Raw genomic sequence first — 20,342 nt, forward strand, 5'->3', positions numbered from 1 at the left:
TTATCGCGTCGTCGGGTTAGGCCTTGTGCTGGTCGGTGTACGGCACCAGCGCGAGGAAACGCGCGCGCTTGATAGCCGTGTCCAGCTGGCGTTGATAATGCGCCTTGGTACCCGTGAGACGTGCCGGCGTGATCTTGCCGTTCTCGCCGATGAAGTCCTTCAGCGTTTCGATGTCTTTGTAGTCGATGTACTCGACGCCAGCAGCCGTGAAACGGCAGAACTTCTTGCGCTTGAAGAGCGGGTTCTGTTGCTGACGACGCTTGTCGAATTTCTTACCAGTCGGGCGGGGCATGATTAGTCCTTTCCAATGTCCTGCAATGCTGTGATGTGAAATACCAGAGTTCGCGCGTTACGGTGCTTTTTCGCCAGAAAACCTGTGAAGAGCGTTTCGACGCCCATCTGACAGTTTTCGAGCTTACCGCTCGCTTCGCCCGCGGCGACCGCCTGTATGGTCAGTTCGACCTGACGGGCAATGCCCGCCTCGACGACTTCCGTGCGGTGGTGCAACGTGCAGGTTGCAATCGGAACGCCGGCGGGGGTGTAACGCACCGGTTCGCGTTCGACGACGCTTGCCTTGAGTTGCAGCCGGTTCATGTACTTCAGATGCCTTCGTGTACGTGAGCGGAGCGACGCTGCGTGTCTGGCAGCTTAAATAGTGTGTCTTAAGCCTGCGCTTCGGTCGGCTGAGCGGCTGCCGACTTCTTGGCTTCTTCGCGCTGCACTTCCTTCATCATCGGCGACGGGCCGGTTTCGGCCTTCTTCATCTTGACGATGAGGTGACGCAGAACGGCGTCGTTGAACTTGAACGCGTGTTCCAGTTCGTCGAGCGTGGTCTGGTCGCATTCGATGTTCATGCAGACGTAGTGAGCCTTCGCGAGTTTCTCGATCATGTAGGCCAGTTGACGACGGCCCCAGTCTTCGACGCGGTGGATCTGACCACCGTGCGACGTGATCGTGCTCTTGTAACGCTCGATCATGGCGGGCACCTGCTCGCTTTGATCGGGATGCACGATAAAGACGATTTCGTAATGACGCATTACACACTCCTTGTGCTGACTTTTGGATAGAAGCCGCCCGGGCGTCTGAACCGGTGCGGCAAGTGAGAAGCCCAAGAGTGTAACCCGAATGGGGACGGGTTGCAAGGCATTCCGCCGATTCGACGGCGGAATCGGATGTGTTTTCAAGAGCTTAGAGGCAACAGGACCCGTGAAGCCGGGCTGTTCTTGTCCATCAGCCCGCTTCCGTGCGCTGGCTTCCGCTCTGCAAACGCGCTCTGAGCGCCGCTTCGAGGCCACTGAGCGCATCGGGCGCGGCGTCCGTGATGGCCCACCAGGTCATGCCCGCGGCGTCCCAGTGCGCGATCGAATAGCCGTCGTGACCGAGCGATGCGGGCGCCGCGCCGTCGATGCCACGCGCCGCGCCGCCGACCGTCGACTGCGGGAACACGTACACGTCGATCACGTGCTTGCCGTAGCGGTACACGAGCACCGCGACCCGCTGATGCGCAAGGTAGTCGAGCCGACCGCCCTGCAGCGCGAAGCCGTTCGCCGCGAGATCCTCGACGGGCGGCGAATAGTCGAGCCGGCCGTTAAACCACGGCTTGACCGTGTGACGATCGGTCGAAATGACGTCGATGTCGCGACCGGAGACCTGCGCGCGCACGTGGCTTTCGACGAGTTCGTCGGTGAATGGCGAGACTTCGGCCGGGCGGTGCAGCGTCAGGGTCAGGACCGCGGCGGCCGCGCACAGCGCGATCACGAGCGCCGCGAACCCGCCGCGCGCGGTCGCCCGGTTTGCGCCGCCCGCAGTGGCTGCGCCGCCGAAGCCGGCCCAGCCGCCCCCATTGCCGGAGCCCGCTTGCTGCCCGCGTGAGTCGCCCGGGCGGTCCGCGCCATGTGAACCACTGAAGCTCCTGAGCCACCCGTCGAGCCACGCGGGCCACCACGCGCCGCGACGCTGACGCCGAGGCTCCAGCGCCGCCGGCTCCGTCGTCCCCGCGCCAGCGTTGCCGGCAGACTCCGCCGGACCTTCTTCAGCCGCGGCCGTCGCCGCCGACACCGCAGGTCCTTCGGCGAGGGCATCGGGCAAGCCGGCCACGATCCGCGCCCGCAACGACTGCGGCGCCCGATGATATGGCGCCGCGCGCAGTGCACCGCTCAGCGCACGCAGGTTGTCGCTCGCGCGCCGGCAGTCGTCGCAGCTCTCGATATGCTGCTGGACCCGGCGCGCATCGGGCGCCGGGAGTTCGTGATCGGCGTTCGCATCGAGGAGCGGCCGAGCTTCGTTACAGTCCATCCGGCGTCTCCTGAGCGGGTCCGGCGGCAGCGCCGGGAATGTTGAGTGGCCGGCCGTCGGCAAACGCCCGGAGCTGTGTCACTGTGGCGGTGACGGGCGTACCCGCCGATGATGCCGGGCGGCCATCGCCGGGACTTCGCGGCGACCGGGCTGCAGGCCCGGAGGACGCGCCGGATCCTGCGGATGCAGCGGATGCAGCGGGTGCAGCGGGTGCAGCGGGTGCAGCAGCCGCGGACTGCGCGAGCCGCCCGGATTGCGCGCCATGACCCGACGGCGTCTCCGTCGACCCGCGCCGCCCACCCTGCCCGCCTTTGCGCCCCGTGCCAGTCGCCTCTCCCCCGCCTCGCTGCTGCGCCATCAAAATCTCTGCCAGCTTGCGCCGCCCACGCGCGAGCCGCGACATCACCGTACCGATCGGCACATCGGCCACCACCGCGATCTCCCGATATCCCATCTCTTCAAGCTCACGCAAAATCAGCACCTCGCGATACTCGACGGGCAAAAGCGCCAACGCGTCGTGCACCTGCCGTACATCCTCGTCGCGGATCAGCAGTGTCTGCGGATCGTCGCCGCCCGCACTCCAGCCGTCGAGGGTCGCGTCGTCCATCGTTTCGTCGAATTCGAGCATGTCGTGCGTCGGCGCGCGCCGCCGCCATTCCGTGTACCAGGTGCGGCGCACGATCGCGAGCAGCCACGGCCGCGCGGAGTCGCCGCGAAACGTATCGAAGAAGCGGAACGCGCGCATGAACGCTTCCTGCACGACGTCCTCGGCATCGTTCGGATTGCCGCACAGCCAGCGCGCGAGGTTGTACGCGGCGTCCAGATGCGGCAGCGCCAGCTGCTGGAAGCGGCGGCTTTTCGCTGCAGCGGCATCGGCGTTGGCGCCGGTGCCGGCATTGGGCTCGCCGCGTGCGCGGGCGGCGTCTGAGTCGGTCTGGACCACGTGGGCCCCTCCAAGGGCATGGCGGCTGCATCGTGCGGGTCGCTGTTGTCGAGCGCCCCGGGTGGTGTCGTTCCTGACGTGTCTTTCACAGCAGAACTGGCCATAGCCCCAGTTTATTCCCGACTGCGGCGATGATTCCCAAAAAAGATCGGGATCGCCGCCGCGCGCCGCTCACCGGCTAGTACGACGGCTGGTTCCAGTACTCGTCGCTCGCGTACACGTCTTTCAGGTAGTCGATGAAATAGCGCACCCGCGCGGGCACGTAGCGCTGCTGCGGATAGACCGCGAGGATGTCGTAATCGGGCAGCGCATACTCGTCGAGCACGGTTTCGAGCTCGCCGCGCGCGAGCTGCTGCTGAATCTCCCATGTCGAGCGCCAGCCGAGCCCGAGCCCTTCCGAGACCCAGCGATGCAGCAGTTCGCCGTCGTTGCAGTCGAGCGTGCCGCCCACCCGCACCGTCGCGAGCTTGCCGTTGCGGCGGAAATACCAGCCGCGGTTCTGCCCGCCTTGCAGATTGAACGCGAGACAGTTGTGGGCCGGCAGATCCTCGAGCGTCTTCGGCTTGCCGTGACGGCGGAAATAGTCGGGCGTGCCGCAGACGACGCGCCGGTTCGACGCGAGCTTCACCGCGACGAAGTTCGGGTCGACCGCGCCGCCGATGCGAATCGACAGGTCATAGCCCTCGCGCACCAGATCGACGACCCGATCGGTCAGATTGAACGACATCTGCAACTCGGGCTTGTCGCGCAGAAACGCGGGCGCGAGCGGCGCAACGTGCTTGCGGCCGAACGCGGCCGGCGCCGACACGATCAGATGGCCGTTCACCGCGCGGCGCCCCGCGCTCAGTTCGTTTTCCGCCTGATCCCACTCGCTGAGGAGCCCCCGGCAGCGTTCGAGAAACGCGGCGCCGTCCTCGCTGACCACCAGCCGCCGCGTCGTGCGATACATCAGCTTCACGCCGAGGCGCTTTTCGAGCGCGTCGATGCGCCGCCCGAGGATCACCGGCGACACCCCCTCCTCCAGCGCCGCTGCCGCGAGACTGCCCGCGTCGGCGACCCGCACGAAGGTTTCGATCTGTTTGAAGCGGTCCATGCTCGTCTCCCACCTGTCTGTTGCCGGGCTGCCGCCGGCCGTGCGCCGGGCTTCATGCCATTCAATACTTTTTGTTTCGGAATAAGCGACCCGGACTGATCTTATCAAACCTTTCGCGCAGGCCTAAAGTGTCCCTCAACCGACGTAATTCCCGACATTGAGGAGACATTCCATGGCCAAGATGAGAGCCGTAGACGCCGCCGTTCTGGTGCTCGAAAAAGAAGGCATCGACACCGCGTTCGGTGTGCCGGGCGCCGCGATCAACCCGTTCTACTCGGCGATGCGCAAAGCCGGCGGCATCAGCCACGTGCTCGCGCGCCATGTGGAAGGTGCGTCGCACATGGCCGAGGGCTACACCCGTGCCCAGCCGGGCAACATCGGCGTGTGCATCGGCACGTCGGGCCCCGCCGGCACCGACATGATCACCGGTTTGTACTCAGCGCAGGCCGACTCGATTCCTATTCTGGCTATCACGGGCCAGGCGCCGCGCGCGCGTCTGTACAAGGAAGACTTCCAGGCTGTCGATATCGAATCGATCGCCAAGCCCGTCACCAAGTGGGCCGTGACCGTGCGCGAGCCGGCGCTGGTGCCGCGCGTGTTCCAGCAGGCGTTCCATCTGATGCGCTCGGGCCGTCCGGGCCCGGTGCTGGTCGATCTGCCGATCGACGTGCAGCTCGCCGAAATCGAATTCGACATCGACACGTACGAACCGCTGCCGGTCTACAAGCCGAAGGCGACCCGCAAGCAGATCGAAGCCGCGCTGACGCTGCTCAACGATGCCGACAAGCCGCTGATCGTCTCGGGTGGCGGCGTGTTGAACGCCGTGGCCGAAGACCTGCTCGTGAAGTTCGCCGAAACGGTCGGCGTGCCGGTGATCCCGACGCTGATGTCGTGGGGCGCGATTCCCGACGACCATCCGCTGATGGTCGGCATGGTCGGTCTGCAGACCTCGCATCGCTACGGCAACGCGACGATGCTCGCGTCGGACTTCGTGCTCGGCATCGGCAACCGCTGGGCCAACCGTCATACCGGCAGCGTCGAGGTCTATACGAAGGGCCGCAAGTTCGTGCACGTCGATATCGAACCGACGCAGATCGGCCGTGTGTTCGGCCCGGATCTCGGCATCGTGTCGGACGCGAAGGCCGCGCTCGAACTGTTCGTCGAAGTCGCCGGCGAATGGAAGGCCGCGGGCAAGCTGAAGGATCGCAGCGCGTGGGTCGCCGATTGTCAGGAGCGCAAGCGCACGATGCTGCGCAAGACCCACTTCGACAACGTGCCGATGAAGCCGCAGCGCGTCTACGAAGAGATGAACCAGGTGTTCGGCCGCGATACCTGCTACGTGAGCACGATCGGCTTGTCGCAGATCGCCGCCGCGCAATTCCTGCACGTGTACAAGGCGCGCAACTGGATCAACTGCGGCCAGGCCGGCCCGCTCGGCTGGACCATTCCGGCGGCGCTCGGTGTGCGCGCAGCGGATCCGCAACGGCCGATCGTTGCGCTGTCCGGCGACTACGACTTCCAGTTCATGATCGAGGAACTCGCGGCCGGCGCGCAATTCAAGCTGCCGTACGTGCATGTGGTCGTGAACAACTCGTACCTCGGGCTGATCCGCCAGGCGCAGCGCGCGTTCGAGATGGACTACTGCGTGCAGCTCGGCTTCGAGAACATCAACTCGCCGGAGATGGAAGGCTATGGCGTCGATCACGTCGCGGTGGCCGAAGGTCTCGGCTGCAAGGCGATCCGCGTGTTCAAGCCGGAAGAGCTGAAGCCGGCACTGCAAAAAGCGCAGTCGATGCTCTCCGAGTTCAACGTGCCGGTGATCGTCGAAGTGATTCTCGAGCGTGTGACGAACATCTCGATGGGCACCGAGATCAACGCGATCAACGAGTTCGAAGAACTCGCGGAAAAGCGCGAGGACGCGCCGACGGCGATCAGCCTGCTCGACTAAGCGTCGCCCGTTCGCGGTACCCGCAGCATTCAGCGCGCACGATGCGCGAGGGCCGGACTCATGCTCCGCGCCCTTGCGTCAACAGTCATCACGACCCGCGCGCCATTCCCTGACCGACCTGAGAGACACAAGCACCATGCCGAAATTCGCAGCGAACCTGACGATGCTGTTCAACGAAGTGCCGTTCCTCGACCGTTTCGCGGCGGCGGCCAACGCAGGCTTCGATGCCGTCGAATTCCTGTTCCCCTATCCGTATTCGATCGCCGAATTGAGCGAGCGTCTGCAGCAGAACCGCCTGAAGCTGGTGCTGCACAACCTGCCGGCGGGCAACTGGGAAGCCGGCGAACGCGGCATCGCGTGCCTGCCCGATCGGGTCGGCGAGTTTCAGGAAGGCGTCGGTCGCGCGATCGAATACGCAAGCGCACTGAAGGTGCCGCAACTGAACTGCCTCGTCGGCATTCCAGGCGCGAACGTGTCTGCCGACACCGCCCGCGCGACGATCGTCGAGAACCTGCGCTTTGCCGCGCGCGAGCTGAAGAAGGCCGGCATCCGGCTGCTCGTCGAGCCGTGCAACTCGTACGACATTCCGGGCTTCGCGCTGAACCGTTCACGCGACGGACTCGACGTGATTCGCGAGGTCGGTTCGGACAATCTGTTCCTGCAGTACGACATCTATCACATGCAGCGGATGGAAGGCGAACTCGCGGCGACGATCGAAAAGAACCTCGCGCAGATCGCGCACATCCAGCTCGCGGACAACCCCGGGCGGCATGAACCGGGCACCGGCGAAATCAACTATCCGTATCTGTTCGCGCTGCTCGACTCGCTCGGCTACGACGGCTACGTCGGTTGCGAATACAAGCCGCGCACGACGACCGAGGCCGGCCTCGGCTGGGTGCAAAGCGTGGCCGGTCAGGCGCGCGGCGCGGCGCATGCGGCGGCTTGAGGCGGCTTGAGGCGGCCCGGGGATCGTCACGACTCCCTGAAGCGCCTCAACCCGCGCCCCCTATCACCCTGGAGATTCACACACATGGCAAAGATCGGCTTCATCGGGCTCGGCATCATGGGCGCGCACATGGCGCGCAACCTCATCAAGGGCGGTCACTCGCTGTTCGTGAACGGCGCCTATCCGGTGCCGGACGACATTGCGAAGACCGCGAGCGTGGTCGCCAGTTCGACCGCGGTCGCGCAGGCCGCCGACATCGTCATCATCATGGTGCCGGACACGCCTGACGTCGCCAACGTGCTGTTCGCCGACGACGGCGTCGCCGCTGGCCTCGCCAAGGGCAAGCTCGTGATCGACATGAGCTCGATCTCGCCGCTCGACACCCAGGCGTTCGCGAAGAAGATCAACGCGCTCGGCGTCGACTATCTCGACGCCCCGGTGTCCGGCGGTGAAATCGGCGCGCGCGATGCGTCGCTGACGATCATGGTCGGCGGTCCGGAAAAAGCCTTTGCGCTGGCCAAGCCGCTGTTCGAGCTGATGGGCAAGAACATCTCGCTGATCGGCGAGAACGGCGCGGGTCAGACCTGCAAGGTCGCGAACCAGATCATCGTCGCGCTGAACATCGAAGCGGTCGCGGAAGCACTGTTGTTCGCGTCGCGCTCCGGCGCCGATCCGGAACGCGTGCGGCGCGCGTTGATGGGCGGTTTCGCGGCTTCGCGGATCCTCGAAGTGCATGGCGAGCGCATGACGAAGCGCACGTTCAATCCGGGCTTTCGCATCGAGCTGCATCAGAAGGACCTGAATCTCGCGCTCGATGGCGCCCGCAAGCTCGGCATCGCGCTGCCGCATACCGCGAGCGCGCAGCAGTTGTTCAGCGTGTGCGCGGCCAACGGCGGCAAGGCGTGGGATCACTCGGCGATGGTGCGCGCGCTCGAGATCATGGCGAATCATGAGATCGCGCAGGCGCCCGATAGCAAGGAAGCGAAGGCGGCTTGAGGCCTTCGTGGCTGCTCTGTGAATCAGCTCGCCGTTGAATGCGCCGATGCCCGCTCCGGGATCGGCGAGCTCACGGCGAGCGCAGGTGGGGCGCCCGTTCGCCGCCCGGCAGCTTCGGCTGCTGACGCGGCGCAACGGGCAAATCGCGCCGCTCTGGGCTGAGAGCGGCAAGTGGGGTCCGCAGCGGCACCTGACGGTGACGGGGAAGCCTTGGTCGGTCAGACGTCGTCGTCGGGTGTCCGGCTGTCGGATTCAATCAATACGTATCGAACACCTTCTGCAACGCGGCCGGCGCCGTATGGCCCGCCGCCAGCGCCAGCATCAACAGCACGCGCGCCTTGTACGGATTCAGCGTACCGGCGCTGACGAAGCCGAGCGCGTCGTCGGCGGCCGCGCCGTTGCGCATCACATGTCCCGAGCCCACGCGCGACGAACGCACCACCGCGATGCCGCGCGCCACCGCGTCGGCGAGCGCCTGCTGCAACGCCTGATGGATCGAGCCATTGCCCGTGCCCGCGACGACGATGCCACGCACGCCGGCGGCGACGAGCGCATCGACGGCAATCCGCGACACGCCCGCATAGCTCGCGACGATCTCCACATGCGGCCACGCCGTATCGATCGCGAATTCGCTCTCGAGCGTATGCGCGCGCACCACGCCGCGCTGGAACTCGACGCGGCCGTCCTGCACCCAACCGAGCGCACCGATTTCCGGCGACTGGAACGCATCGACCGCATAGGTGCTCGTCTTCACGACGTCGCGCGCGCTATGAATGCGGTTGTTGAACGCGACCAGCACGCCCTGCCCGTGCGCAGCCGCATGCCCGGCCACCGTCACCGCGTTCAGCAGATTCAACGGACCATCGGCCGATAGCGCCGACGCCGGCCGCATCGCCGCGGTCAGCACGACCGGCTTGTGCGACCTGACGGTCAGATGCAGCAGATAAGCGGTCTCTTCGAGCGTGTCGGTGCCATGCGTGACGACCACGCCGTCGATGTCGTCGCTCGCGAGCAGCGTGTTGATGCGTTGCGCGAGCGTGGTCCACAGCGGCAGCGCCATGTCCTTGCTGTCGACGCTGGCGATCTGCTCCGGTGCGATCCGCGCGACCGCCGACAGCGCCGGCACCGCCGCCAGCAACTGATCGACGCCGACGACGCCCGCCTGATAGCCGGACGTGTTGGCGGCATCCGCCGCGGCGCCGGCGATCGTGCCGCCGGTCGCGAGCACGGCGATGCGTGGCAGCGAGGACGTGGCGCCCGGCGTACCGGAAGGAGTCGGGAGAGAGGAAGTCGAGGTATTCATGGCGGCGATTGTAAGCGATGCGCCGCGTGCCGCCATGCGTGAAAGACCCGACGCCGGCTCGTCGCTCGTCCGCGTACGCGACATGCGAGCCGGTCTGAATCCCATGCGGCGCCCACTGGCACCGATCAGCACGAGCATTGTCGACGGACATCGCTTAACTACCGATACTTGATGGAACACCTGGGGTGCCTCGCTCGCTGCCCTGTCAGGATTTCCGACATTGCCAAGCCTTCCTCATCAACAGGTTGTGCTCCCGTCTACCGCCCCTGCAGCGCCCCAATACCTACCCACGACGATTCAGACGTGACCTATCTTTGCTCTATCTCAAAAAATATAGACTGAATCCAGTTGCAGAGATTGACCAACCGCCAGACCCCGATTGACTCGGCAGAACCTCCACGGGGCTTACTGCGGCGATGAGCTTGCGGGAACGTTATTGCCCCTGCTTTTTCGCCGGATATTGAACAGTAAAAAATTGGAAACGGCGACCTATAAATAGTTCGCATGACTGATTTTTAACATATCGAAGGATTGACGTCATGAACAAGTCATATATCAGCATCTGGAATGAAGCCCTTGGTTCGTGGGTGGCAGCGTCGGAGAATGCTGTAGCGCGCGGCAAGCGTAGCAAGGCAACGGTTTTCGCAGTTGTGGCGACGACGGCTTTGGCCGCAGCCTCGTGGGCGCCGGTAGCACACGCCCAGTACAGCGCGGGCGGCGGTGTTGCCGCCGGAGCTACTTCGATTGCGGTGGGCACAGGAGCTAAGACCACGGGCAAAAATATCAGCAGTATCGCTATCGGGCTTAGCGCCTCCGCCGATTCTGGTACATCGGCAACTGCATATAGTGCTACTGCTCTCGGCACCAATTCAGTCGCAACCGGTGATGGCGCTGTCGCATTGGGCGATACTGCAAGGGCCACAGCGGACAAGGCGACTGCAGTTGGTCGCGGCGCATTGGCCAGTGGGACCAATTCAAGCGCGTTTGGCGCAGGCGCCTCTGCATCGGCAGCAAACTCGATGGCACTGGGTGCGGGTTCAATCGCCGATCGCGCAAATACGGTGTCGGTTGGCAGCGCGACGGCCAGGCGTCAGATCACGAACGTAGCGGCCGGCACGCAAGACTCGGACGCGGTCGTTGTCTCGCAGCTCAAGGGCGTGACGGCCGCGCTCGGCGGCGGTGCTTCGGTCAATGCAGACGGTTCCATCAAGTCGCCTATTTACAATGTGGGCGGCACGACGGTCGACAATATGGGTGACGCAGTCACCAACATCGACAACCGTGTGACCGACAACAGCAAGAACATCGCGATCAACAAGTCCGAGATTGCGAACATGGCGGGCGACATCACGAATATCACTAACAACCTCAATGACGGCACCATCGGTCTGGTGCAGCAGGACTCGACCAGCAAGGCCATTACGGTGGCAAAGGGCCTGGACGGCACGACGGTGGACTTCAGTGGCACCGATGGCGTACGCACGCTGAGCGGCGTGGCCGATGGTGCGGTTGCTGCGGGCAGCAAGGAAGCCGTCAACGGCAGCCAGCTGTATGCGAACTCGGAGAGTATGGCAGCGGGTCTGGGCGGCGGTTCGACCGTGAACCCGGACGGCACGGTCAGCGCACCGAGCTATAGCGTGGATGGCACCACGGTGCATAACGTGGGCGATGCCGTCGCCAACCTGGATGACCGGGTGACGCAGAACACCACAGACATCACGAAGCTGCAGACTCAGGTGGGCGATGTCGGGACGCAACTGTCGGGCGCGGTGCAGTACGACCGTAACGCTGACGGCTCGGTGAACTTCGGGTCCGTGACGCTGGGCGGAAGCCAGAGCGCAGGTCAGGTAATCCTGACCAATGTGGCCAACGGCCAGAGCCCGTACGACGCGGTGAACTTTGGCCAGCTGTCGGCTTTGCAGGACCAGGTGACGGATCTCAACGGGCAGGTGAAGGATCTCGGTTCCCAGATGTCGAACATCCAGCCGGGCAACCCGATCCTCAACACCCCGGATGTTTCGGCACCGGACAGCGGCAACGGTGCAGTGGTCAATGCGGCGATGCCGGGTACCGGTGTGGGCAGCACGGTGGTCGGAGCAAACGCCAATGCAGCAGCGGACAACGCGGTGGCAATGGGCACCAATGCGGCGGCGACCGGCGTCAACTCGACGGCGATCGGCACGGGCTCGCAAGCTGGCAACGCGAACTCGGTAGCGTTGGGTCAGGGTTCGGCAACGGACCGCGATAACTCGGTGTCGGTGGGTTCAGCGGGTAACGAACGCCAGATCACCAACGTGGCAGCGGGTACGGCGAACACCGATGCAGTCAATGTCGGTCAGATGAACAGCTCGGTCGCACAAGGCGTTCAGCAGGCCAATAGCTACACCGATCAGCGTATCAACGCCACCAACCAGGCAATCAACAACGTCGCGAAGAGCGCCTACGCCGGTATCGCAGCAGCGATGGCAATGCCGAACATGACGCCGTCGGGCCCGGGCAAAACGATCGTCGCAGCGGGGGGAGCGACCTATAAGGGCGGCAGCGCCGCAGCAGTAGGAGCCACGTACCGCTCACGGAACAATAAGTGGCTCGTCAACGCCGCGCTGTCGGTCACGTCGACTGGTGACGCTGGCGTACGTGCGCAGGTTGGCTACGAGTTTTAACTGCCATGTCACATAAAGAGCCGGATGTCCGTTAATCCAGGAGTAAGTACCCTCGAAAGTCTGGCCACGCGCCAGGCTTTATCGTTTAGCGAGCGTCATACTCAAGAATCCGCCCCTCCTCACGAACTCGAGATGGTGGCACTTGAGGAGCACGTGCCGACGGACCACCTGCTGCGCAAGATCGAGGCGGCGGTGGATTTCGAGTTCATCCGCGAGAAGGTATCGTACGACACACGTGCGAGCGCGCGAGGGAGCGCGTCGATGCCCGACGCCGGACTGACTGGCGCGTGGCCATCTACAAGCGGCGCAAGAAACCGGTGGAGCGCGGCTTCGCAGATGTGAAGCAGCTGCACGGGCATCGCCACGCGAGGATGCGCGGATTGCAAGGTAGCAGTGCAATGCCTGTTGGGCGCGCACACAGAACATCAAGAAGATCGCCCTGCTGGTGACACGCCTGAAGGCGTGTTCAAAGACGCCTCACGCATCGGCCATGCGTCGCTCCCCGCTCGTCCGCATGCTTCTGCCCCTTGGCGCGCAAAGATCGTGCTTCAGACCACGACGCACCCCACCAGAAAAACACCCCCGCTCCGAAAAACGTTGGGTTGGTCAGCAGTCTGAAGGGCGCCGGCAACGGCCAGACTTTTCTCGCCCCTCCTGCAGGTGCAAGTTCCACCCTAAGCTGTCCGCAGCGCTAGGCCGCCTCGCGCAACTGCGCCGCGATATCGGTCTCGTTCAGTTGCGGCGCGAACATCTCGATCAACCGATACGCGTATGCGCGCAGGAACGCGCCCTTGCGCAAGCCGACGCGCGTCGTGCTCGCCTCGAACAGATGCTGCGTGTCGAGCGCGACGAGCTCGGTGTCGCGCTTCGGATCGTAGGCCATCGCCGCGACCACGCCGATGCCCATGCCGAGCTCGACGTAGGTCTTGATCACGTCGGCGTCGATCGCGGTCAGCACGACGTCGGGCAACGCGCCCGCCTTCGCGAACGCCTGGTCGATGTGCGAGCGGCCCGTGAAGTCCTGGTCGTAGGTGACGATCGGGAATTCGGCGATCTCGTCGAGCGTCAGATTTTCACGGCCGACCAGCGGATGATCCTTCGGCACCACCACCACGTGATGCCACGAATAGCACGGGAACGTGACGATGTCGGGGAAGCGGTCGAGCGCCTCGGTCGAGATGCCGATATCGGCCTCGCCGTTGATGATCATCTGCGCGATCTGCTGCGGGCTGCCCTGGCGCAGCGCCAGATGCACCTTCGGGAACACCGACGTGAACTGCCGGACCACCTTCGGCAGTGCGTAGCGTGCCTGCGTGTGGGTGGTCGCGACGACGAGGTGGCCGCTGTCCTGGTCCGCGTACTGACGCGCGACGCGGCGCAGATTCTCCGCATCGAGCAGCATCCGCTCTATCAGCTGATGCACGGCCTTGCCCGGCTCGGTGAGGCCCGTCAGCCGCTTGCCGCGGCGAATGAAAATGTCGACGCCGAGTTCGTCCTCGAGATCCTTGATCTGCTTCGACACGCCCGACTGCGACGTGTACAGCACGTTCGCCACTTCGGTCAGGTTCATGTTCTGCCGCACGGCCTCGCGCACGAAGCGCAATTGCTGGAAATTCATCGTTGTGTCTCCGGTTCTGCCAGAGTTGAGTTATTGGAGCCGCCCGGTGCCAGGTGGAACCACCCGGTTCGGCTGATACGTTTGTCTCTTGTCCTGAGCGTCGCGCGGCGACGCCGCCCTCTCACTGTGCCGGAAACACGCGCAGCGCGCGCGGCACCGCGGTCACGCCGTCGCCGACCGCGAGCTGCAGATCGCGCCACGTTTCCCGATCGAGTTCGGCTTCGAGCAGATTGCCCTCGCGACCCGCGAGCTCGACGCGCACCGAGCCGCCGAGCGTCACCACGCGCCGCACGTCGACGACGATCCCGTCGCGATGCCCGGCCGCCTGCGGATACAGTTGCAGATCGTGCGGCCGCACATAGGCGAACGCGGGACCGCTGAAACCCGCCGCGATCGCGACCGGCAGCGCGGCGCCGTCGACGACGAAGCCTTGCGCGTCGACACTGCCGTGCAGACGGTTCGCCGCGCCGAGAAACTCGTAGACGAACGGCGTCTGCGGATGGTCGTACACGTCCTGCGGGCTGCCCACCTGCTCGACATGCCCGCGATTGAGCACGACGATGCGATCGGCTACTTCCAGCGCTTCTTCCTGATCGTGCGTGACGAAGATCGTCGAGATATGCAGATCGTCATGCAGGCGGCGCAGCCAGCTGCGCAGTTCCTTGCGCACCTTCGCATCGAGCGCGCCGAACGGCTCGTCGAGCAGCAGCACCTTCGGCTCCACGGCCAACGCGCGCGCGAGCGCGATGCGTTGCCGCTGACCGCCGGACAGCTCCGACGGATAGCGCTGCGCGAGCCAGTCGAGCTGCACGAGCTTCAGCAGTTCATGCACCTTCTCGCGAATCACCTTCTCCGACGGACGCTCGTTGCGCGGCTTCACGCGCAGGCCGAACGCGACGTTCTCGAACACCGTCATATGCCGGAACAGCGCGTAATGCTGGAACACGAAACCCACCTCACGCTCGCGCGCGCCGACCGCCGCGACGTCCTGGCCTTGCAGTTCGACCTGGCCGCCGTCCGCGTATTCGAGGCCGGCGATCACCCGCAGCAAGGTCGTCTTGCCGCAACCCGACGGCCCGAGCAGCGCGACGAGTTCGCCCGGCGGGAAGTCGAGCGACACGTTGTCGAGCGCGACGAAATCGCCGAAACGCTTTTGCAGGTTACGAACGGTGATACCCATTTACAGCTCTCCTTGCTTGAGCGGATGTCGCTGCGACGCAGGCGTGGCGTTGACGAAAAACGAACGGGAAGCAGACGGCGCGTTACTACCCTGTGAGGCACCCGACGGCGACACCGGCCCCGCATACGCGGGCACCTCGCGCGCGGCCGACAGTTCCGCCGACATATGGCGCTCGGCCAGCAGCTTGAGCCCCAGCGTGACCAGCGCCAGCAGCGCGAGCAGCGAGGCCACCGCGAACGCGGCCGAGAAGTTGTATTCGTTGTAGAGAATTTCGACATGCAGCGGCATCGTGTCGGTCTGCCCGCGAATATGGCCCGACACGACCGACACCGCGCCGAACTCGCCCATCGCGCGCGCATTGCACAGAATCACCCCGTACAGCAGGCCCCACTTGACGTTCGGCAGCGTGACGCGCCGGAACGTCTGCCAGCCCGATGCGCCGAGCACGTGCGCGGCTTCCTCCTCATCGTTGCCCTGCGCCTGCATCAGCGGAATCAGCTCGCGCGCGACGAACGGAAACGTGACGAAGATCGTCGCGAGCACGATGCCCGGCACCGCGAAGATGATCTGCACGTTGTGATCTTCGAGCCACGGGCCGAACCAGCCCTGCGCACCGAACATCAGCACGTAGATCAGACCGGAGATCACCGGCGACACCGAAAACGGCAGATCGATCAGCGTGGTCAAGAGCGCCTTGCCGCGGAATTCGAACTTTGCGATACACCACGACGCCGCGAGGCCGAACACGAGGTTCAGCGGCACGGCGATCGCGGCGGTCAGCAACGTCAACTTGATGGCCGACAGCGCATCCGGATCGACGAGCGATGCGAAATAGAAACCGAGCCCCTTGTTCAGCGCCTGATAGAACACCGCGACGAGCGGCACGACCAGAAACAGGGCGAGAAACAGCAGCGCGAGGCCGATCAGCAGCCAGCGCACGAGGGGCGGCTCGCTGACCGGATCGGGGCGACGCGCGCCGGCGGCGGGGTTGGTCGGAACGCGGCTCATTGCACACCTCCACCGATAGCGGCGACGCTCGCGGCCGCTGGCGCCGGTCCTGCGCTGCCGCGGCTCGTGCGCCGCTGCAGATACCACTGCAGCGTGTTGATCAACAGCAGCATCAGGAACGACACGACCAGCATCACGACCGCGAGTGCCGTGGCGCCCGCGTAGTCGTATTGCTCGAGCTTCGTGATGATCAGCAGCGACGTGATCTCCGACTTCATCGGCACGTTGCCGGCGATGAAGATCACCGAGCCATATTCGCCGAGCGCGCGCGCGAACGCGAGGGCGAAGCCGGTCAAGAGCGCCGGGAACACGGCCGGCAGCACGACGCGGCGAAACGTGAGCCAGCGCGATGCGCCGAGGCATGCGGCCGCCTCCTCCTGCTCGCGCTCGAACTCCTCGAGCACCGGCTGCACGGTGCGCACGACGAACGGCAGGCCGATGAACGTCAGCGCGACCAGCACGCCGGCCGGCGTGAACGCGATCTTGATGCCGAGCGGCACGAGGAACTGGCCGATCCAGCCGTTGCCCGAGTACACGGCCGCGAGCGAGATACCCGCGACGGAAGTAGGCAGCGCGAACGGCAGATCGACGATCGCATCGACGATGCGCTTGAACGGGAACGTGTAGCGCACCAGCACCCACGCGACCAGAAAGCCGAACACCGCGTTGATCAGCGCGCCGCCGAGCGCCGAGAAAAATGTCAGCCGATACGACGCGAGCACGCGCGGCGAAGCGACCGCGCGCACGAACTGGTTCCAGTCGAGCGTGGCGGTCTTCAGGAAGGTCGCCGCCAGCGGAATCAGCACCACGAGGCTCAGATACGCCACCGTGATGCCGAGTGTCAGGCCAAAGCCGGGCAATGCGCTCGGCTTGCGGAAGGTCAACGTGGTCATGCTGGATACTCGATCATGGTTGATGCTCGCGCGGTTGTTCGTGTTGCCGTGTTGCCGTACCTCGGTATTGCGGTACTGCCGCCGCACTGCGGGCCACCCGACCCGGGTTAGCCGCAAGCGCGCCCACCGGGCGCGCCTTTTGCCTGTGACTCAGGCAGTGGCCGTCACTGCGGCTGATAAATCGAATCGAACACGCCGCCGTCCGCGAAATGGGTCTTCTGCGCGTTTGCCCAGCCGCCGAACGAATCGTCGATCGTGTACAGCTTCAGCTTCGGAAACTTCGCGGTCAGATCGGCGGGCACCTTGTTCGAACGAGGACGATAGAAGTTGCGCGCGGCGATCTCCTGGCCCTCCTCGCTATACAGGAAGTTCAGGTACGCCTCGGCGAGCTTGCGCGTGCCGTGTTTGTCGACGACCTTGTCCACCACCGCGACCGGCGGCTCGGCCAGAACGCTCACCGACGGCACGACGATCTCGAACTTGTCCGGACCGAACTCCTTCAGCGACAGGAACGCCTCGTTTTCCCACGCGATCAGCACGTCGCCGATACCGCGCTGCACGAAGCTCGTGGTCGCGCCGCGCGCGCCCGAATCGAGCACGCCGGCGTTCTTGTACAGCTTGCCGACGAACTCCCTGGCCTTCTGGTCGTTGCCGCCCGGCTGATGCGCGGCGTACGCCCACGCGGCCAGGTAGTTCCAGCGCGCGCCGCCCGAAGTCTTCGGATTCGGCGTCACGATCGACACGCCCGGCTTCACCAGATCGTCCCAATCCTTGATGTGTTTCGGGTTGCCCTTGCGCACCAGAAACACGATCGTCGACGTGTACGGCGATGCGTTGTCCGGCAAGCGCTTCTGCCAGTTCTTGTCGACGAGCCCCTTGTTAGCGATCGCGTCGATGTCATAAGCGAGCGCGAGCGTCACGACGTCGGCCTGCAGACCGTCGAGCACCGAGCGCGCCTGCGCACCCGAGCCGCCGTGCGACTGCTTGAAGGTGACGGTCTCGCCGGTCTTCGCTTTCCATTCCTTGGCGAACGCCTGATTGACGTCCTGATACAGCTCGCGCGTCGGATCGTAGGACACGTTCAGCAGCGTGGCGTCGGCGTGCGCGACGCCGCTTGCGCCGAACATGCCGAGCGCACCCGCCGCGCCGACGGCAAGCGCCGCGATCAGTTTTTGGGTTCGAGCCGCAAGCCCCGTATGCCGATGGTTCATCTCAGTTTTTCTCCGCGTGATGGTCCGCTGATAAGCGTCTGGTGTTGTTCTGCGTCGCGGTCACGTGCACATGAGCGCCAACTCGGAGGCCAGTCTATCGAAGGGCTTTCATCATTAAAAATAATGTTTCTTCATTTTTTAATGCTCAAAAGTGGTAACGGCAGAGGCGCCGCCTGTTCGGACGTCAAAAACGCTGCGATGTCGCCGATCAGCGACGCCGCAGCGCACCCCTCGCGACGAACTTAAAGTAAAGCTTGAAATGCGCCGAATACTGTATAAAAATACAGTCACCTGTTCATACATACAGTGGCCATGACAAAACTCACCGCACGACAGCAGCAGGTTTTCGATCTGGTCCGCCGCGCGATCGAACGCACCGGCTTTCCGCCCACTCGCGCGGAAATTGCCGCCGAACTCGGCTTCAGCTCGGCCAATTCCGCGGAAGAGCATCTGCGCGCGCTGGCGCGCAAGGGTGTGATCGAACTCGCAGCGGGCGCGTCGCGCGGCATCCGCCTGCTGGCCGGGCAGGACGATGCGCCGCACCAGTTCACGCTGCCGCATGCGGGGCTGATGCAGTTGTCGCTGCCGCTGATCGGCCGGGTCGCGGCGGGTAGCCCGATCCTCGCGCAGGAACATATCTCGCAGCATTACGCGTGCGATCCGGCGCTGTTCTCGAGCAGGCCCGACTACCTGCTGAAGGTGCGCGGCCTGTCGATGCGCGACGCGGGCATTCTCGACGGCGACCTGCTCGCGGTGCAAAAGCGCAGCGAAGCGAAGGACGGCCAGATCATCATTGCGCGACTGGGCGACGACGTGACGGTCAAGCGTCTGAAGCGCCGGCCGAACGGCATCGAGCTGATCGCCGAAAACCCCGATTACGACAACATCTTCGTGGAAACCGGCAGCGCGGATTTCGCGCTCGAAGGGATCGCGGTCGGGCTGATCCGCCCTGGCGAGTTCTGATCTTTAGCTGTCACCGGAACGCTCGCTTCGGTTTGTTCGACCCAAGCCGCATTTTTGCCGCATTTAAGCCGCGCATTTAAGCCGCATCGTCTGGAGAGACTCATGGAACGACTTGCCCGCCTGCTGCCTTTTCGCCAGTTCGGCCGTCTGCGCCATCTGCGCAAGCTCACCCCCTGCGCACTGCTCGAGGCGCCCGCGGCGCGCACGGCGTCGCTGTTCGACGCGCCTGCCGAAGCTTCCGGTCTGCCGTCGTCGCTGCCGGCGTTCGCGCGCGTGTCGCTGAATTCGGCGCTGAACATCGCCGAGCCCGCGCGTCGCGCACCGGTGCGGGTCTATCATGGACCGTCGCGATTGATCATGGTCGGCACGGTCGACGCCGTATGTCGTATGATCGATCGTTGCATAGCCGAAGAAGCCAACGTGCACGGCGCGGTGTTCGAAGCCTGAGCGAATCCTGAGCACGCATGCAATAAGCACATCGGGTGTTCAGAGATTCGCGTGGGATGGGATCGTTTCGACCTCGCCGTGGTCGACGTTAGATCATCACTAACGCGGAGTCCCATTCGATGACAATTCCGAAACGCATGCATGGCAGCGCCACCCGGCCGTTGCTGATCACGCTGATCGTGGTGATCGTGATTGCCGTGCTGGGGTTTATTTATGCGTCACCGTATCTCGCGGTGAACAATCTCAAACGCGCGGCAGATGCGCGCGACGTGCAAACCGTCAATCAGTACGTGGATTTTCCCGCGCTCCGCGATAGCCTGAAGCAGCAGGTAGGCGCCATGCTGACGCGCCGACTCGAGGCGGATGCCGGCAACAAGTTGGCCACGATCGGCGCGGTGATCGGGGTGACATTGATCGGCCCGCTTGTCGATGCCTATGCGACACCCGACGGCGTCGCGGCGCTGCTGAACGGGATGCCGCCGCGCGGCACGCCGGGCGAGCAGCCAGCCACGCCGCCGGCCGCGGGTGGCGAAGCGCCGGCCGCACCCGCCGCGGGTGACACCACCACGCAGGCCAGTGCGCCGCCGCCCGGGCGCCAAAGCACGGCCGGCTATCGCAGTCTCAACGAATTTGTCGTCACGTACCGGCGTGGCGAAGGCAACGCGAACTATTCGGCCATCTTCCGTCGCGAAGGTCTGGTCACGTGGAAGCTCGCGGCGATCAATCTGAACGAGTGAGATTCAAGCCCTAAGTTGAAGGGATACGCGGGCTGGCCATGGCGGCCACCCGCGTGATGGGTTGATGCGCATCCGGGCTATCTGACGGGGCACGCGGC

The 20,342-nt window shown here is 64.6% G+C and carries 19 protein-coding genes and 1 pseudogene; 8 read left to right on the plus strand and 12 right to left on the minus strand.

The window, feature by feature from the left end; all coding sequences use genetic code 11:
• Nucleotides 1-16: 16 nt before the first annotated feature.
• The 6 genes from rpsR to EVC45_RS07570 form a co-directional block, all read right to left on the minus strand.
• A complete protein-coding gene (gene rpsR / locus EVC45_RS07545; RefSeq protein ID WP_013588504.1) occupies nucleotides 17-292 on the minus strand; it encodes a 30S ribosomal protein S18 in 276 nt (91 codons plus the stop codon).
• A gap of 2 nt (nucleotides 293-294) precedes the next feature.
• Nucleotides 295-594 carry a primosomal replication protein N gene (gene priB, locus EVC45_RS07550; RefSeq protein ID WP_129957389.1) on the minus strand — a complete coding sequence of 100 codons (300 nt, stop codon included), beginning with the start codon at nucleotides 592-594 and terminating at the stop codon, nucleotides 295-297.
• Nucleotides 595-662: 68 nt separating this feature from the next.
• A complete protein-coding gene (gene rpsF, locus EVC45_RS07555; protein ID WP_013089311.1) occupies nucleotides 663-1,037 on the minus strand; it encodes a 30S ribosomal protein S6 in 375 nt (124 codons plus the stop codon).
• A 193-nt stretch (nucleotides 1,038-1,230) separates the two neighbouring features.
• Nucleotides 1,231-2,295 carry an anti-sigma factor gene (locus EVC45_RS07560; protein ID WP_129957390.1) on the minus strand — a complete coding sequence of 355 codons (1,065 nt, stop codon included), beginning with the start codon at nucleotides 2,293-2,295 and terminating at the stop codon, nucleotides 1,231-1,233.
• The gene (locus EVC45_RS07565; RefSeq protein WP_129957391.1) at nucleotides 2,285-3,238 is read right to left on the minus strand and encodes an RNA polymerase sigma factor; all 954 of its coding nucleotides are present in this window, start codon (nucleotides 3,236-3,238) and stop codon (nucleotides 2,285-2,287) included. Before EVC45_RS07565 ends, EVC45_RS07560 begins: the two co-directional genes overlap by 11 nt.
• Nucleotides 3,239-3,416: 178 nt before the next feature.
• The gene (locus EVC45_RS07570) at nucleotides 3,417-4,331 is read right to left on the minus strand and encodes a LysR family transcriptional regulator (RefSeq protein ID WP_129957392.1); all 915 of its coding nucleotides are present in this window, start codon (nucleotides 4,329-4,331) and stop codon (nucleotides 3,417-3,419) included.
• A 172-nt stretch (nucleotides 4,332-4,503) separates the two neighbouring features.
• On the opposite strand from EVC45_RS07570, the gene gcl reads away from it, so the two are divergent.
• From gcl to EVC45_RS07585, 3 genes are all read left to right on the plus strand, one after another.
• Entirely contained in the window at nucleotides 4,504-6,279 is a 1,776-nt protein-coding gene (gene gcl, locus EVC45_RS07575; protein ID WP_129957393.1) for a glyoxylate carboligase, read from the plus strand.
• 136 nt (nucleotides 6,280-6,415) lie between these two features.
• Nucleotides 6,416-7,225 carry a hydroxypyruvate isomerase gene (gene hyi, locus EVC45_RS07580; RefSeq protein WP_129957394.1) on the plus strand — a complete coding sequence of 270 codons (810 nt, stop codon included), beginning with the start codon at nucleotides 6,416-6,418 and terminating at the stop codon, nucleotides 7,223-7,225.
• Nucleotides 7,226-7,309: 84 nt separating this feature from the next.
• Nucleotides 7,310-8,221: a 2-hydroxy-3-oxopropionate reductase gene (locus EVC45_RS07585; protein WP_129957395.1), complete on the plus strand. Its 912-nt coding sequence runs from the start codon at nucleotides 7,310-7,312 to the stop codon at nucleotides 8,219-8,221.
• A 256-nt stretch (nucleotides 8,222-8,477) separates the two neighbouring features.
• Here EVC45_RS07585 and EVC45_RS07590 read toward each other — a convergent pair whose 3' ends face one another.
• On the minus strand, nucleotides 8,478-9,524 hold the full coding sequence (locus EVC45_RS07590) for an asparaginase (protein WP_129957396.1): 1,047 nt from the start codon (nucleotides 9,522-9,524) through the stop codon (nucleotides 8,478-8,480).
• Between the two features lie 539 nt (nucleotides 9,525-10,063).
• On the opposite strand from EVC45_RS07590, the gene EVC45_RS07595 reads away from it, so the two are divergent.
• Complete coding sequence (locus EVC45_RS07595) at nucleotides 10,064-12,187, plus strand: YadA-like family protein (protein ID WP_129957397.1); 2,124 nt, start codon at nucleotides 10,064-10,066, stop codon at nucleotides 12,185-12,187.
• 221 nt (nucleotides 12,188-12,408) lie between these two features.
• A pseudogene (locus tag EVC45_RS07605) lies at nucleotides 12,409-12,665 on the plus strand (transposase); the annotation flags it as partial.
• A 213-nt stretch (nucleotides 12,666-12,878) separates the two neighbouring features.
• Here the strand turns inward: EVC45_RS07605 and EVC45_RS07610 are convergent.
• The 5 genes from EVC45_RS07610 to EVC45_RS07630 all read right to left on the minus strand — a co-directional run bounded on the left by EVC45_RS07610 (nucleotide 12,879) and on the right by EVC45_RS07630 (nucleotide 18,097).
• The gene (locus EVC45_RS07610; protein ID WP_008922411.1) at nucleotides 12,879-13,805 is read right to left on the minus strand and encodes a CysB family HTH-type transcriptional regulator; all 927 of its coding nucleotides are present in this window, start codon (nucleotides 13,803-13,805) and stop codon (nucleotides 12,879-12,881) included.
• A gap of 121 nt (nucleotides 13,806-13,926) precedes the next feature.
• A complete protein-coding gene (locus EVC45_RS07615; protein WP_129957398.1) occupies nucleotides 13,927-14,985 on the minus strand; it encodes a sulfate/molybdate ABC transporter ATP-binding protein in 1,059 nt (352 codons plus the stop codon).
• Nucleotides 14,986-15,993, minus strand: a complete 1,008-nt coding sequence (gene cysW, locus EVC45_RS07620; RefSeq protein ID WP_129957399.1) for a sulfate ABC transporter permease subunit CysW — start codon at nucleotides 15,991-15,993, stop codon at nucleotides 14,986-14,988.
• On the minus strand, nucleotides 15,990-16,886 hold the full coding sequence (cysT, locus tag EVC45_RS07625) for a sulfate ABC transporter permease subunit CysT (protein WP_129957400.1): 897 nt from the start codon (nucleotides 16,884-16,886) through the stop codon (nucleotides 15,990-15,992). The genes cysW and cysT overlap by 4 nt, the downstream gene beginning before the upstream one ends.
• 164 nt (nucleotides 16,887-17,050) lie before the next feature.
• Entirely contained in the window at nucleotides 17,051-18,097 is a 1,047-nt protein-coding gene (locus EVC45_RS07630) for a sulfate ABC transporter substrate-binding protein (RefSeq protein ID WP_129957401.1), read from the minus strand.
• Nucleotides 18,098-18,409: 312 nt separating this feature from the next.
• Between EVC45_RS07630 and lexA the strand changes: the two genes are divergently transcribed.
• The 3 genes from lexA (at nucleotide 18,410) to EVC45_RS07645 (ending at nucleotide 20,244) form a co-directional block, all read left to right on the plus strand.
• Nucleotides 18,410-19,060 (plus strand): transcriptional repressor LexA, encoded by a 651-nt coding sequence (lexA, locus tag EVC45_RS07635; protein WP_129957402.1) that lies wholly within the window; start codon nucleotides 18,410-18,412, stop codon nucleotides 19,058-19,060.
• Between the two features lie 102 nt (nucleotides 19,061-19,162).
• Nucleotides 19,163-19,507: a hypothetical protein gene (locus EVC45_RS07640; RefSeq protein WP_129957403.1), complete on the plus strand. Its 345-nt coding sequence runs from the start codon at nucleotides 19,163-19,165 to the stop codon at nucleotides 19,505-19,507.
• A gap of 119 nt (nucleotides 19,508-19,626) precedes the next feature.
• Nucleotides 19,627-20,244 (plus strand): DUF2939 domain-containing protein, encoded by a 618-nt coding sequence (locus EVC45_RS07645; protein ID WP_129957404.1) that lies wholly within the window; start codon nucleotides 19,627-19,629, stop codon nucleotides 20,242-20,244.
• Nucleotides 20,245-20,342 lie beyond the last annotated feature (98 nt).

Origin of the sequence: Paraburkholderia sp. UYCP14C, from assembly GCF_004197395.1 — a bacterium.
Lineage (GTDB): Bacteria > Pseudomonadota > Gammaproteobacteria > Burkholderiales > Burkholderiaceae > Paraburkholderia.

Bases quoted from the DNA above. Each gene is read 5' to 3' on its own strand.
- EVC45_RS07645 (WP_129957404.1), top strand. From the start codon at position 19,627: ATGACAATTCCGAAACGCATGCATGGCAGCGCCACCCGGCCGTTGCTG.
- EVC45_RS07640 (WP_129957403.1), top strand. From the start codon at position 19,163: ATGGAACGACTTGCCCGCCTGCTGCCTTTTCGCCAGTTCGGCCGTCTG.
- EVC45_RS07585 (WP_129957395.1), top strand. From the start codon at position 7,310: ATGGCAAAGATCGGCTTCATCGGGCTCGGCATCATGGGCGCGCACATG.
- lexA (WP_129957402.1), top strand. From the start codon at position 18,410: ATGACAAAACTCACCGCACGACAGCAGCAGGTTTTCGATCTGGTCCGC.
- EVC45_RS07630 (WP_129957401.1), bottom strand. From the start codon at position 18,097: ATGAACCATCGGCATACGGGGCTTGCGGCTCGAACCCAAAAACTGATC.
- rpsR (WP_013588504.1), bottom strand. From the start codon at position 292: ATGCCCCGCCCGACTGGTAAGAAATTCGACAAGCGTCGTCAGCAACAG.
- EVC45_RS07615 (WP_129957398.1), bottom strand. From the start codon at position 14,985: ATGGGTATCACCGTTCGTAACCTGCAAAAGCGTTTCGGCGATTTCGTC.
- rpsF (WP_013089311.1), bottom strand. From the start codon at position 1,037: ATGCGTCATTACGAAATCGTCTTTATCGTGCATCCCGATCAAAGCGAG.
- EVC45_RS07590 (WP_129957396.1), bottom strand. From the start codon at position 9,524: ATGAATACCTCGACTTCCTCTCTCCCGACTCCTTCCGGTACGCCGGGC.
- gcl (WP_129957393.1), top strand. From the start codon at position 4,504: ATGGCCAAGATGAGAGCCGTAGACGCCGCCGTTCTGGTGCTCGAAAAA.
- hyi (WP_129957394.1), top strand. From the start codon at position 6,416: ATGCCGAAATTCGCAGCGAACCTGACGATGCTGTTCAACGAAGTGCCG.
- cysW (WP_129957399.1), bottom strand. From the start codon at position 15,993: ATGAGCCGCGTTCCGACCAACCCCGCCGCCGGCGCGCGTCGCCCCGAT.
- cysT (WP_129957400.1), bottom strand. From the start codon at position 16,886: ATGACCACGTTGACCTTCCGCAAGCCGAGCGCATTGCCCGGCTTTGGC.
- priB (WP_129957389.1), bottom strand. From the start codon at position 594: ATGAACCGGCTGCAACTCAAGGCAAGCGTCGTCGAACGCGAACCGGTG.
- EVC45_RS07595 (WP_129957397.1), top strand. From the start codon at position 10,064: ATGAACAAGTCATATATCAGCATCTGGAATGAAGCCCTTGGTTCGTGG.
- EVC45_RS07610 (WP_008922411.1), bottom strand. From the start codon at position 13,805: ATGAATTTCCAGCAATTGCGCTTCGTGCGCGAGGCCGTGCGGCAGAAC.
- EVC45_RS07570 (WP_129957392.1), bottom strand. From the start codon at position 4,331: ATGGACCGCTTCAAACAGATCGAAACCTTCGTGCGGGTCGCCGACGCG.
- EVC45_RS07560 (WP_129957390.1), bottom strand. From the start codon at position 2,295: ATGGACTGTAACGAAGCTCGGCCGCTCCTCGATGCGAACGCCGATCAC.